Genomic DNA, 12,468 nt, shown 5'->3' on the forward strand with positions numbered 1-12,468 from the left:
ACGAAAACCGCCGGCGCGAAGGCCGGCGGTTTTGGACGCGGTACTAAAGAACTCGATTACTTAAGCCTCAGATCATAGACCGGGATTATGGCCGAACTCCGGCAATCGCCTTACATCGCGCCGGCTTCGTCCTCAAAACCGTCGTCGCCGTTGCCCTCAGAGCCACCATTCTCGAGGAACTTTTCGGCGATCAGCCCGGCATTCTGCCTCAGCGCCAATTCGATCTCGCGCGCGGTATCGGGATTGTCGCGCAGGAACAGTTTTGCATTTTCGCGGCCCTGGCCGAGACGCTGCGAATTGTAAGAGAACCAGGCGCCCGACTTCTCGACCACACCGGCCTTGACGCCGAGATCGACCAGTTCGCCGGTCTTGGACACGCCCTCGCCATACATGATGTCGAACTCGACCACCTTGAAGGGCGGCGCCAGCTTGTTCTTGACCACCTTGACGCGGGTCTGGTTGCCGACGACCTCGTCGCGGTCCTTGACCGAGCCGATGCGGCGGATGTCGAGGCGAACCGAAGCGTAGAATTTCAGCGCATTGCCGCCGGTGGTGGTTTCGGGCGAGCCGAACATGACGCCGATCTTCATGCGGATCTGGTTGATGAAGATGACCATGGTGTTGGAGCGCGAGATCGAGGCGGTCAGCTTGCGCAGCGCCTGGCTCATCAAACGAGCTTGAAGACCCGGCAGCGAATCGCCCATCTCGCCCTCGATTTCGGCGCGCGGCGTCAGTGCGGCGACCGAATCGACCACCAGCACGTCGATGGCGCCGGAGCGCACCAGCGTGTCGCAGATTTCCAGTGCCTGCTCGCCGGTGTCGGGCTGCGAGATCAGCAGGTTTTCAAGGTCGACGCCAAGCTTGCGGGCATAGACCGGATCGAGCGCATGTTCGGCGTCGACGAAGGCGCAAATGCCGCCTTTCTTCTGCGCTTCGGCCACGGTGTGCAGCGCCAGCGTCGTCTTGCCCGAGCTTTCCGGCCCGTAGATCTCGATGATGCGGCCGCGCGGCAGGCCACCGACGCCAAGCGCAATGTCGAGGCCGAGCGAGCCGGTCGGCACCGTTTCGATCTCGACGACCTGCTCGTTCGCGCCGAGCCGCATGATCGAGCCCTTGCCGAAAGCCCGCTCGATTTGCGACAGCGCCGCATCCAGAGCCTTTGATTTGTCCACTGCCTTATCCTCTACAAGCCGCAAAGAATTCTGAGCCATGATACATCACCCCTTGGTCGTCAATGAAGGCCGGACAATCCGTAATCCCTGCCATTTTGTACCTTTTTTGTTCTCATTTGGCAAGAGGCAACAACCATTTGAAAAACAAGCAATATCCCGATTTGTTCTTTTTTCGTCCCAGAAACGTAAGCAGCAACGCATTCGCATTAGGCCAGCAGGCCCCGTTGTCTCGGTGTGCCGAATCGCTGCCTCGCATGCGAAACTGCAGTTGCAGCCTAGCGCTTGCGCGGCAAGAATAACAAAGGGCATATCGCCGGCATGGTGAAATCCGTAAAGATTCTGGCCGTGGGCGGCGCTCATATCGACCGGCGTGGCCAGGTGTCCGGCGCTTATGTGCCGGCCGCGTCCAATCCCGGCACGATGCGCGAGGATGTCGGCGGCGGCGTCTTCAACGCGCTGCGCAGCACGGTGCGGCGCGGCGCCTCCGCTTCACTGCTTTCGATGCGGGGCGGCGATGCGGCAGGCGATGCCGTTTCACGCGCCATAGCGGAAGCAGGCATCGCCGATCTGTCAGCCGTGTTCCTCGACCGCACGACGCCGAGCTATACGGCGTTGATCGACCGCGAGGGCGAGCTGATCGTCGGCTTCGCCGATATGGCGCTATACGATTTGGCGTTCCCCAAGCAGATGAGGCGCTCCAAGGTGCGCGAGGCGATCAGTGCCGCCGATGCCGTCCTATGCGACGCCAATCTGCCGTCGGCAGCGTTGGAGCGGCTGGTTGCGCTTGCCGCCGGCAAACCTGTATTCGCGATTGCCATTTCGCCGGCCAAGGTGATCCGGCTGATACCGGTGCTCGGCGCGTTGGCTCAGCTGTTCATGAACCGGCGAGAAGCCATCGCGCTGGCCGGCGTCCATGCGGATGCCGCCGAGCGAGATCTCATCGACGGATTGCGATGCAGCGGCCTCACCAGCGGCGTCGTGACGGCAGGCGGCGCACCGGTGCTGGGTTTCGACGAAGCAGGCGCCTTCTCGATCCTGCCGCCGCCGCCGAGAAGGGTTGCCGATGTCACCGGTGCCGGCGACGCACTGGCGGGTGCAACGATCGCGGCCTTGCTGCGCGGCATCCCTTTGCGCCAGGCCTTGCGCGACGGCGTCGCGGCGGCGACGCTGGCCATCGAAAGCGCCGACGCCGTTCCCGATTTCACCGCCGCAAGCTTCAGTGAAGCGCTGGCCCTTGTGCCGGAGGCGCAGGAAGTGGCATGAGACCGGCAAATTCATAGCGCCTGAGTGAAGCTGCGTATCCAGACCGATGCGCCGCACTCCGGTTGGAGATGCAGATGACCCCAGAGACCGCCCGCCCCTTCATCGACATCCACGCGCCGGTGGCGCAGGCGCTGGCTGCCGGACGGCCGGTGGTGGCGCTGGAAAGCACCATCATCACCCACGGCATGCCCTATCCCGACAATGGCGCCATGGCGGCGAATGTCGAGAAGATCATCAGCGACGGCGGCGCCGTACCGGCGACGATCGCCGTGGTTGGCGGCCGCATCAAGATCGGCCTTTCCGACGGCGAGCGCGAATCGCTGGCCATGACGGGTGACGCCATGAAGCTGTCGCGCGCCGACCTCGGCTTCGCCGTCGCGCAAGGGCGTACCGGCGGCACCACAGTCGCCGCCACGATGATCGCAGCGCACATGGTCGGGATAAAGTGTTCGCCACCGGCGGCATAGGCGGCGTCCACAAGGGGGCGGAAAAGAGTTTTGATATCTCCGCCGACCTCGACGAGCTGGCGCGCACGCCGGTCATCGTCGTCTCGGCCGGCGCCAAGGCCATCCTTGATATCGAAAAGACGCTCGAGGTGCTGGAAACGCGCGGCGTGCCCGTGGTCGGCCATGGCTGCGAGACGATGCCGGCCTTCTGGTCGCGGCAGTCGCCCTTCCGCGCGCCACTGACTCTGCACACGCCAGAAGAGATCGCGCATTTCTACCGGACTCGGGCTGCGCTGGGGCTTGGCGGCGGCATGCTGATCGCCAATCCGGTGCCCGAGAACCACGAAATACCGGCCGAAGAGATGGCCGGCTACATCGAGGCGGCGCAGAAAGCTGCCGAGGCGCTCAATGTGACCGGCAAGGCGGTGACGCCGTTTCTGCTGGGAAAAATCCTGGAACTGACCGGCGGCCGGAGCCTGAAGACCAACATTGCGCTGGTCGAAAACAATGCGCGGCTGGCAGCCGAGATAGCGAAGGCGCTTTAGTTCACTTCCCAGCCCTTCGCCCTGCCTCATAGGCGCGGCGTGCCCAGACCGTCATCTCGTCGGGATCGTCAAAAGCGCTGTCTGGAATGCTCCAATAGGGCATGGCGACCAGCTTGCCGTGGCGTGAGCCGGTATAGGTCCACTGCCGGCAGCCGGCGGTCTCGAAATCCGGCGCGCTTTGTTCGTCGGCCTTCAGCAGCAATTCGCCGCGCAGCACGATGGCGACGATGACGCCGTCGAAATAGATGCCCTTGCCGCCGAACAGTCTGCGGATGCTGACCGGGCCCAGCCCCGCGAACAGTTCGGCGATGCGTTCATTGTCCATGCCGCGATCATGTCACCGGCATTTGACATTGTCATCGCGCAACCAAAATCATGCTGACAGGTTGAGACCATTCCGTCGGAGTTTTTTGCCATGCCGCTTCTGCTCAAGGGATCCTGCCGCTGCAACGCCGTGCGTTTCGAGGTGGAAAGCCACACGCCCGTGCCGTTCATGCTGTGCTACTGCGAGATCTGCCGCAAGCAGCAGGGCGGCGGCGGTTTCGCCATCAATCTCGGCGCCGACTACGAGACGCTGAACATCAGGGGCAAGAGAAGCCTTGGCGTCTACCGCGCCGAGATAGAGGACGACGAGCACCCCCATTGCGAAGTCTCGACCGGCGAGCGCAATTTCTGCCGCAAATGCGGATCGGCGCTCTGGCTCTACGACCCGACCTGGCCGGAGCTGGTGCATCCCTTCGCCTCGGCGATCGACAGCGACCTGCCGAAACCACCGGAAAAGGTGCATCTGATGCTGAAATACAAGGCGAACTGGGTCGAGCCCGATATTGGCAAGGGCGACAAGGCGTTCGATGTTTATCCCGAAGAATCGATCGCCGACTGGCACAAGCGGACGGGGATGTGGGTGGAGTAGCAGGCCGGCAGGCAGATGACCGGTAGCGCAGACATTTGAGAGGTTGGCGCTGCCCCTCATCCGGCCCTTCGGGCGTTCGTCATTCGAAAAGCCAAGCAATTGGCTTTTCGCCCGCTGCGCGGGCCATTCCTCACCTCCCCGTAAACGGGGCGAAGGAAAGGCTCAGGCGGCCACCTCAGTCTTCACCGTTCGCCAAAGCCGCGAGCGCCTCACCGCTCAGCCGAAAGAAAAACCTTCTCCGGCTGCCTCGTACCGCCAAGGCCGTCATAGAACGTCAGCAGCCGCTCATTTTCACCGTCGGCTGTCCAGTCCACACGTCCATGTCCGCGCTGCTGGGCGATCCGCGCCAGTGCCTGCATCAGCAGGCGTCCGGCACCACTGCCGCGATAGGCCGCCGAGACAAACAGTTCTTTCAGGAAAAATCCGGTTCGCAAACCGGGTCCGGGATAGATCGTCGAGCAGATGGCAAAACCGATGATCCTGTCCGTTTCAGCGACCAGGATCTCAACGCCCGGCGGCAGACCGGCAAGATCGGCAAGGATGGCCTCGGGCGGCGGGCACGGCACCCGATAGTGCCGCTGCATCTCTTCGAAAAGATGCGCCAACGCGGCATTGTCGACGCCGACATGCGGCCGGATTGATATCGCGTCGGTCACGTGTTCGACGGCCATCCGGTCACGGGCTCGGTGTGGATTTGGAAATTCGGCCTGGGCTCAGGCCGAAGCGCGTGCCTCTGCCAGCGCCTTGAGGTCGGCCGGCTTCAGTTCGACGGATTCGCCACAGCCGCAGGCCGAACTCTGGTTCGGGTTGTGGAAGGTGAAGCCGGTGCGCAGCGTCGTCTGCTCGAAATCCATCTCGGTGCCGAACAGGAAAAGGGCAGCCTCCGGCGCGACATAGACGTGGGCGCCGTCGCGCTCGATGTGATCGTCCTTGGTGTTGGGCTCGGTCACCAGATCGACCGTATATTCCATGCCGGCGCAGCCGCCCTTCTTGATGCCGAGGCGAATGCCATGCGCGCTGTCGCGGGTGGCAACGATCTCGCGCACCCGATCGGCGGCCTTTTCGGTCATCGTGATGACGGCGAAGCGTCCCATTCTTTTTCCTTCTCCATTCCATGCAGGTTCAAGGCCTGCCGAATGATTCCTCACCTAAAATGGTGAAGTTTTACCCTTGGCGCAAGTGTACCAGGCTCGACGCTAGTACCAGCCCACCGCCACCTGAGCCTCTTCCGACATGCGGTCGGCCGACCAGGGCGGATCGAAGGTCATGTTGACCTCGACGCCGGAGACGCCTTCGACGGCGCCGACAGCGTTTTCGACCCAGCCGGGCATTTCGCCGGCCACCGGGCAGCCCGGGGCGGTCAGCGTCATGTCGATCTTGACCGAGCGGTTGTCCTCGATGTCAATCTTGTAGATGAGGCCGAGCTCGTAGATATCGGCGGGGATTTCCGGGTCATAGACCGTCTTCAGCGCCGAGACGATGTCGTCGGTCAGCCGCGCCAGTTCGTCGGCGGGAATGGCCGAAGCGGAAACCCGTGGGTTGATCGCCGTTTCCGGCGCGGCCTCGGTGGTGTTGCTAGCGTCATCCATGATCGTCACCCGAAGAACTTGCGCGCTTTTTCGAGCGCCTCGGCCAAAGCGTCGACTTCGGCCCTGGTATTATACATGCCGAACGATGCCCTGCATGTGGAGGTTACGCCAAAGCGTTTCAACAGCGGCTGAGCGCAATGAGTGCCGGCGCGGACCGCCACGCCCTGCCTGTCTATCACCATCGACACGTCATGGGCATGAATGCCTTGCAGTTCGAAGGAGATGATGGCGCCCTTGCCGGGTGCGTCACCGAAGATGCGCAGCGAGTTGATGGCGCGCAGCCGCTCATGCGCGTAGGTCTTGAGATCTTCCTCGTGTGCGGCGATGCGCTCGCGGCCGATGCTATCCATGTAGTCGAGTGCCGCGCCCAGCCCGATCGCCTGGACGATCGGCGGCGTGCCGGCCTCAAAACGATGCGGCGGCTCGTTGTAGGTGACGATGTCTTCCGTCACCTCCTCGATCATCTCGCCGCCGCCCATGAACGGACGCATGCCGGCGAGGATGTTCTTCTTGCCGTAGAGCACACCGATGCCGGAGGGGCCGTAGACCTTGTGGCCGGTGAAGACGAAGAAGTCGCAGTCGAGGTCCTGCACGTCGATCGGCATATGCACGGCGCTCTGGCTGCCATCGACAAGCACGGGAATGCCGCGCGCATGGGCGATGCGCGCGATTTCCTTGATCGGCGTCACCGTGCCTAGCGCATTCGACATCTGCGTGATGGCGACGAGCTTGGTGCGGTCGGTCAGCCGCTTCTCGAATTCCTCGATGTGGAAGACGCCGAGATCGTCGACCGGCACCCAGACCAGTTTGGCGCCCTGCCGCTCGCGGATGAAGTGCCAGGGCACGATATTGGAGTGATGCTCCATGATCGACAGTACGATCTCGTCGCCCTCGCCGATATTGGGCATGCCATAGCCATAGGCGACGGTGTTGATCGCCGAGGTCGTGTTCGAGGTGAAGACGATGTTGTCGGTGCTCGGCGCATTGAGGAAGCAGCGCACCGTCTCACGGGCTTTCTCATAGGCATCGGTCGCCGCATTGGACAGGAAATGCAGGCCACGGTGGACGTTGGCATATTCCTGGGAATAGGCGTGCTGGATCGTATCGAGCACCACCTGCGGTTTCTGTGCCGAGGCGCCATTGTCGAGATAGACCAGCTTCTTGCCGTAGACTTCGCGCGACAGGATCGGGAAGTCGCGGCGGATTGCCTCGACGTCGTAGAAATCTCCAATCTTGCCTGGAGCGTTCATCATTTCACCCGTGCGTCACAAACCAGTCGTCGAGCTTCGCTTCCAGCGCCTCGACGATCGTCTCGTCATCCAGTTCCTCGATCACCTCGGCGACGAACGCCTTGACCAGCAACCCGCGGGCGCTCTTCTCGTCGACGCCGCGCGCCATCAGGTAGAAGAGATGGTCGTGGTCGATCTCGGTGACCGTCGCGCCATGGCCGCAGATGACGTCGTCGGCGAAGATTTCAAGCTCGGGCTTGGTCGAGAACTCGCCATCGTCCGACAGGAGCAGCGTGTTGCAGGCCATCTTGGCGTTGGTCTTCTGCGCATATTGATGGACGTTGATGCGACCCTGGAAAACGCCGCGCGCCTTGCCCGTCACCACGTTGCGGATGACCTCGGTGGAGGCCGTGTGCGGCACGGCGTGGTCGAGCACCATGGTCACATCGGTGTGGGTGTCGCCGGCGAGCAGGTTGATGCCGCGCAGCTTGAAGTCGGCGCCTTCGCCCGTCGTCCTGACCATGATCTCCTGGCGCACCAGCTTGCCGCCGGCGTTCATGACGAACAGCGTCAGTTTCGCGTTCTTGCCGATATAGGCCTTGAACTGCGCCAGATGCGTCGCCGTCTCCGGCTGCTCCTGCACGATCAGCCACGTCACCTCGGCGCCTTCGCCGAGCACGAGCTGGCTGACGGAACTGACCAGAGCGGCGCCATCTCCTGCCTGACGCTCGACGATGACCGCCTTGGCGCCCGCGCCGACGCGCACCGGCAGGCGCACATGGGTCTGGCCGCCGGCCTGCAAATTCTGCAGTTCTATCGGCTTTTCGATTTCAGCGCCGTCGGCGATGTCGACAAAATACCCGTCGGCGACGAAAGCCGTGTTCAGTGCCCCGATCGCATCATCGCTGCCATAGGAATCGAGGCCCGGCGCGATGCTGCCGTCGATCAGCTTTTCCGACAGGCGCTGGACGGTGACACCTTCGATATCAGGCGTCTTCGCGTCGGACTTGCCGTTCAGGATCGCCAACACCGCGGAGCCTTCGACGATCGGTGCAACGGCTTTCGCCGCCGCAGCCGGGTCGAAATCCGGCACCGCATTCAACAACCGGCGCAGGTCGGTGTAGTGCCAGGATTCGATACGCCGCGTGGGCAGGCCGTGCTTGATCGCCTCGATCGCGTCGTCGCGCTTCAGCATCACCGCGCCGTCGCCAGGCAGCAGCGACAGCCGGTCGCCGAACGCCTCGATCAACGCGGTTTCGGCCGGTGTCCGCTGCGGTTGTGTGTGCATATTCATCAGTTTGACCTTGCCTTCTGGCATCTCACGCGGCTTCGCCGATCACGCCGGCATAGCCATTGGCTTCGAGGTCGAGCGCCAGCGACTTGTCGCCGGACTTGATGACCTGGCCCTTGTAGAGCACGTGCACGCTATCGGGCACGATGTGTTCGAGCAGCCGCTGGTAGTGGGTGATGACCAGGAACGCCCGGTCCGGCGCGCGCAAAGCGTTGACGCCGTCGGAAACGATCTTCAGCGCATCGATGTCGAGACCGGAATCGGTCTCGTCGAGCACACAGAGTTTCGGCTCCAAGAGCTTCATCTGCAGGATCTCGGCGCGCTTCTTCTCGCCACCGGAGAAGCCGACGTTGAGCGGCCGCTTCAGCATCGCCATGTCCATGCTGAGCGAAGCGGCTGCTTCCTTCACCCGCTTCAGGAATTCCGGGATCTTCAGCGGCTCTTCACCGCGCGCCTTGCGCTGCTCGTTCATCGCCACTTTGAGGAATTCCATCGTCGCGACGCCCGGTATTTCCATCGGATACTGGAAGGCGAGGAAGATGCCAGACGTGGCGCGTTCGGCCGGATCCATTTCGAGGATCGACTGGCCGTTGTAGAGGATGTCGCCTTCGGTGACTTCATAGTCCTCGCGGCCGGCGAGGATATAGGACAGCGTCGACTTGCCCGAGCCGTTCGGGCCCATGATAGCTGCGACCTCACCAGCCTTCACCGTCAGGTCCAGCCCGCGGATGATCTCGGTGCCGTCGTCGACGATACGGGCGTGAAGGTTCTTGATCTCAAGCATTGTTCTTCGTTCCTTTCGCCAACGTGGCGACTTCGTTCATTCGTTCAATCAGTTCTTCCAGCGTGTAATTCGGGGCTACCCACAAATTCAGCCAGGTCACGCTCTCTTCGCGGACGATGCCGGGATAGAGCCGAAAAGCATTTGGTCCCAGGCACTCAACCGCCCAATGTTCACCATTGCCAAGTTCCATCTCAACGCTGAAGCCGTACCACCAGATATCGACGATGCCGGCTTCCTGTTTCTCCGCCTCGAGCGCCCGGTAAAGCGCGGCGGCCACTGCCTTGCTATCGAGTTCGCCGTCCTGAAGATCACCGGCGAACGTTCCGAGCAGTTTGCCGTTGGCGCTCATGGACCTCGTCTAACCAACACTCCCCTCAAGGCTAATACCGATCAGCTTCTGCGCCTCGACCGCGAACTCCATCGGCAGCTGCTGGATGACGTCCTTGACGAAGCCGTTGACGATCAGCGCGATCGCTTCCTCTTCGGGAATGCCGCGCTGCATGACGTAGAATTTCTGGTCCTCGGAAATCTTGGACGTCGTCGCCTCGTGCTCGAACTGCGCCGTCGAGTTCTTGGCTTCCATGTAGGGCACGGTGTGCGCGCCGCACTGGTCGCCGATCAGCAGACTGTCGCAGTTGGTGAAGTTGCGGGCGTTGGTCGCCTTGCGATGCGCCGAAACCTGGCCGCGATAGGTGTTCTGCGAGAAGCCGGCGGCGATGCCCTTGGAGATGATGCGGCTCGACGTGTTCTTGCCGAGATGGATCATCTTGGTGCCGCTATCGACCTGCTGATAGCCGTTCGACACGGCGATCGAATAGAACTCGCCTTGGGAATCGTCGCCGCGCAGGATGCAGCTCGGGTACTTCCAGGTGATCGCAGAGCCGGTCTCGACCTGCGTCCACGAAATCTTCGAACGGTCGCCGCGGCAATCGCCGCGCTTGGTGACGAAATTGTAGATGCCGCCCTTGCCCTCGGCGTCGCCGGGATACCAGTTCTGCACGGTCGAATATTTGATCTCGGCATCGTCGAGCGCCACCAGTTCGACAACCGCGGCATGCAGCTGGTTCTCGTCGCGCTGCGGTGCCGTGCAGCCCTCGAGATAGGAGACATAAGCCCCCTCCTCGGCGATGATCAGCGTACGCTCGAACTGGCCGGTGTTCTTCTCGTTCATGCGGAAATAGGTCGACAGCTCCATCGGGCAGCGCACGCCCTTGGGCACGAAGACGAAGGAGCCGTCGGTGAAGACAGCCGAATTCAGCGTCGCATAGTAATTGTCAGAGGTCGGCACGACCGAACCGAGATATTTCTTCACCAGCTCCGGATGCTCGCGGATGGCTTCCGAAATCGAGCAGAAGATCACCCCGGCCTGCGCCAGCTCCTTTTTGAAGGTGGTGACGACGGAGACGGAATCGAACACCGCGTCGACGGCGACGCGGCCGGACTTGTAGACGTTGTCGCTGGGCTCCTCGAGATCGGAGGCATCGGTCTTCTGCACGCCGGCGAGGATTTCCTGCTCCCGCAGCGGAATGCCGAGCTTCTCGTAGACCTTCAAGAGTTCGGGATCGACATCGCTGAGCGATGACGGGCCGGGCGTGCTCTTGGGCGCCGCGTAGAAATAGATGTCCTGGAAATCGATCTTCGGATAATGGACGCGCGCCCAGGTAGGCTCTTCCAGCGTCAGCCAGCGCCGATAGGCTTCCAGGCGCCATTCCAGCATCCAGGACGGTTCGTCCTTCTTGGCCGAAATGAAACGGATGATGTCTTCGCTCAGACCCTTGGGGGCCTTGTCGACTGCGATTTCGGTCTGGAACCCGTATTTGTATTGGTCGACGTCGATCTTTCGGACCCGATCGATCGTGTCCTGCACAGCAGGCATATGCGTTCTCCATCCACGCCGGGGTCAAGGCCCGACAGTTTTCAAACTATGGCACCGCCGAAATGAACGTCGAAGAGCGCTCGCGGCAGCGTAAGTTCCATATAGTGCGCCTCGACCGGAAATTCACCCGGCCAGCATGAAACGCACGGCTCTACCAGGCCGAAAGGCCCAAAATCGTCCAACCGCTAGGCGGCCTTTTCCTTGTCCGCCCGACGGGCGGCAATCCCCGCCAGCGCGGTGCGGAACAATTCGATGTCCTCGGCACCCGTCACTGAGCCGATCGACACGCGCAAGGCGCCGAGACTGTCGCCGTAGCCCATGGCCTTCAGCACATGGCTCGGTCCGACCTTGCCAGACGAACAGGCAGAGCCGGCCGACAGCGCCACACCGGCCAGATCGAAGGCGATCTGCGCGGTTTCTGCCTTGACGCCCGCAATAGCGAAGAATGTCGTGTTGGCAAGCCTTGGCGCGCCGGTTCCAAAGATTTCCGTCTCCGGCACCAGCATTTTCACGATGGCCTCGATCTCGTCGCGGCGCTCACGCACCGCATCGATCGCCGGCAACCCGGCCAGCGCCTCGCGTGCGGCAACACCAAAACCGGCAATGGCGGCAAGGTTTTCGGTGCCCCCGCGATGGCCCTTTTCCTGGCCGCCGCCATTGATCAGCGGCTTTGGCATCATCAGCTCGGCGGCGGCGACGATGGCGCCGACACCCTTGGGGCCACCGATCTTGTGCGAAGATAGAATCAAATAGTCGGCGTAACCCCCTGACATATCGATCGAAACGCGGCCCGCGGCCTGAACCGCATCGACGACAAGAATGCCGCCCGCGGCCTTGACGATCCCGGCGATCCGATCGATCGGCTGGATGACGCCGGTCTCGTTGTTTGCGGCATGGATCGCCACCAGCGGCAGACCGTCAGTCTTGTCGTGACCGGCAAGTGCCGCGGCCAAGGCGGCAAGATCGGCAATGCCATTGGCATCGATGCCGATGCGCGTCACCTGCGCTGCCGGGAAGCGTCCGCCATTCAACAGGCAGGGATGATCGGCCTCGCTGACGTAAAGCCGGCTCATGCGCACGCTGCCGCGCCCCATCTGCCAATCGGGTGAAAGCAGTGTCGAGGCAGCCTCGGTCGCACCGGAGGTGAACACGACATGTTCGGGCCTGGCATTCACCAGTGCCGCAACCTCGCGCCTTGCCGTCTCGATCAGGCGCCGCGCGGCGCGGCCTTCGGCATGAACCGATGACGGGTTGGCGGCAACGTCGAGCGCCGCGACCATAGCCTCGCGTGCCGCTGGGAGCAGCGGCGCACTGGCATTGTAGTCGAGATAGGCGCGTTTTGCGGCCATTTTCGTCCAGT

The 12,468-nt window shown here is 62.4% G+C and carries 13 protein-coding genes and 1 pseudogene; 3 read left to right on the forward strand and 11 right to left on the reverse strand.

Going from position 1 to position 12,468, the window contains the following annotated elements; all coding sequences use genetic code 11:
- Positions 1-110: 110 nt before the first annotated feature.
- On the reverse strand, positions 111-1,211 hold the full coding sequence (gene recA, locus AC0V7N_RS25935; protein ID WP_013895892.1) for a recombinase RecA: 1,101 nt from the start codon (positions 1,209-1,211) through the stop codon (positions 111-113).
- Positions 1,212-1,490: 279 nt separating this feature from the next.
- Between recA and AC0V7N_RS25940 the strand changes: the two genes are divergently transcribed.
- Complete coding sequence (locus tag AC0V7N_RS25940) at positions 1,491-2,435, forward strand: carbohydrate kinase family protein (RefSeq protein WP_475460491.1); 945 nt, start codon at positions 1,491-1,493, stop codon at positions 2,433-2,435.
- A 74-nt stretch (positions 2,436-2,509) separates the two neighbouring features.
- A pseudogene (locus AC0V7N_RS25945) lies at positions 2,510-3,426 on the forward strand (pseudouridine-5'-phosphate glycosidase).
- 1 nt (position 3,427) lies between these two features.
- On the opposite strand, the gene AC0V7N_RS25950 reads toward AC0V7N_RS25945, so the two are convergent.
- The gene (locus AC0V7N_RS25950) at positions 3,428-3,751 is read right to left on the reverse strand and encodes a TfoX/Sxy family protein (RefSeq protein WP_475451106.1); all 324 of its coding nucleotides are present in this window, start codon (positions 3,749-3,751) and stop codon (positions 3,428-3,430) included.
- A 90-nt stretch (positions 3,752-3,841) separates the two neighbouring features.
- Between AC0V7N_RS25950 and AC0V7N_RS25955 the strand changes: the two genes are divergently transcribed.
- A complete protein-coding gene (locus tag AC0V7N_RS25955) occupies positions 3,842-4,339 on the forward strand; it encodes a GFA family protein (protein ID WP_475451107.1) in 498 nt (165 codons plus the stop codon).
- A gap of 209 nt (positions 4,340-4,548) precedes the next feature.
- On the opposite strand, the gene AC0V7N_RS25960 is transcribed toward AC0V7N_RS25955, so the two are convergent.
- The 9 genes from AC0V7N_RS25960 to AC0V7N_RS26000 form a co-directional block, all read right to left on the reverse strand.
- The gene (locus tag AC0V7N_RS25960) at positions 4,549-5,010 is read right to left on the reverse strand and encodes a GNAT family N-acetyltransferase (RefSeq protein ID WP_496627361.1); all 462 of its coding nucleotides are present in this window, start codon (positions 5,008-5,010) and stop codon (positions 4,549-4,551) included.
- A 42-nt stretch (positions 5,011-5,052) separates the two neighbouring features.
- A complete protein-coding gene (gene sufA / locus AC0V7N_RS25965) occupies positions 5,053-5,433 on the reverse strand; it encodes a Fe-S cluster assembly scaffold SufA (protein ID WP_027036998.1) in 381 nt (126 codons plus the stop codon).
- Between the two features lie 102 nt (positions 5,434-5,535).
- Complete coding sequence (locus tag AC0V7N_RS25970; RefSeq protein WP_475451108.1) at positions 5,536-5,928, reverse strand: SUF system Fe-S cluster assembly protein; 393 nt, start codon at positions 5,926-5,928, stop codon at positions 5,536-5,538.
- Positions 5,929-5,933: 5 nt separating this feature from the next.
- Positions 5,934-7,178 (reverse strand): cysteine desulfurase, encoded by a 1,245-nt coding sequence (locus AC0V7N_RS25975; protein WP_475451109.1) that lies wholly within the window; start codon positions 7,176-7,178, stop codon positions 5,934-5,936.
- Positions 7,179-7,182: 4 nt separating this feature from the next.
- The gene (gene sufD / locus AC0V7N_RS25980) at positions 7,183-8,451 is read right to left on the reverse strand and encodes a Fe-S cluster assembly protein SufD (RefSeq protein ID WP_475451110.1); all 1,269 of its coding nucleotides are present in this window, start codon (positions 8,449-8,451) and stop codon (positions 7,183-7,185) included.
- 25 nt (positions 8,452-8,476) lie between these two features.
- A complete protein-coding gene (gene sufC / locus AC0V7N_RS25985) occupies positions 8,477-9,232 on the reverse strand; it encodes a Fe-S cluster assembly ATPase SufC (protein ID WP_475451111.1) in 756 nt (251 codons plus the stop codon).
- Positions 9,225-9,581, reverse strand: a complete 357-nt coding sequence (locus tag AC0V7N_RS25990; RefSeq protein WP_475451112.1) for a hypothetical protein — start codon at positions 9,579-9,581, stop codon at positions 9,225-9,227. The genes sufC and AC0V7N_RS25990 overlap by 8 nt, the downstream gene beginning before the upstream one ends.
- 9 nt (positions 9,582-9,590) lie before the next feature.
- Positions 9,591-11,108: a Fe-S cluster assembly protein SufB gene (gene sufB, locus AC0V7N_RS25995; protein ID WP_172229489.1), complete on the reverse strand. Its 1,518-nt coding sequence runs from the start codon at positions 11,106-11,108 to the stop codon at positions 9,591-9,593.
- A 185-nt stretch (positions 11,109-11,293) separates the two neighbouring features.
- Positions 11,294-12,457, reverse strand: coding sequence for a cysteine desulfurase family protein (locus AC0V7N_RS26000; protein ID WP_475460495.1), 1,164 nt, complete (start codon positions 12,455-12,457; stop codon positions 11,294-11,296).
- Positions 12,458-12,468 lie beyond the last annotated feature (11 nt).

This window comes from Mesorhizobium kamtschaticum, from assembly GCF_056174585.1.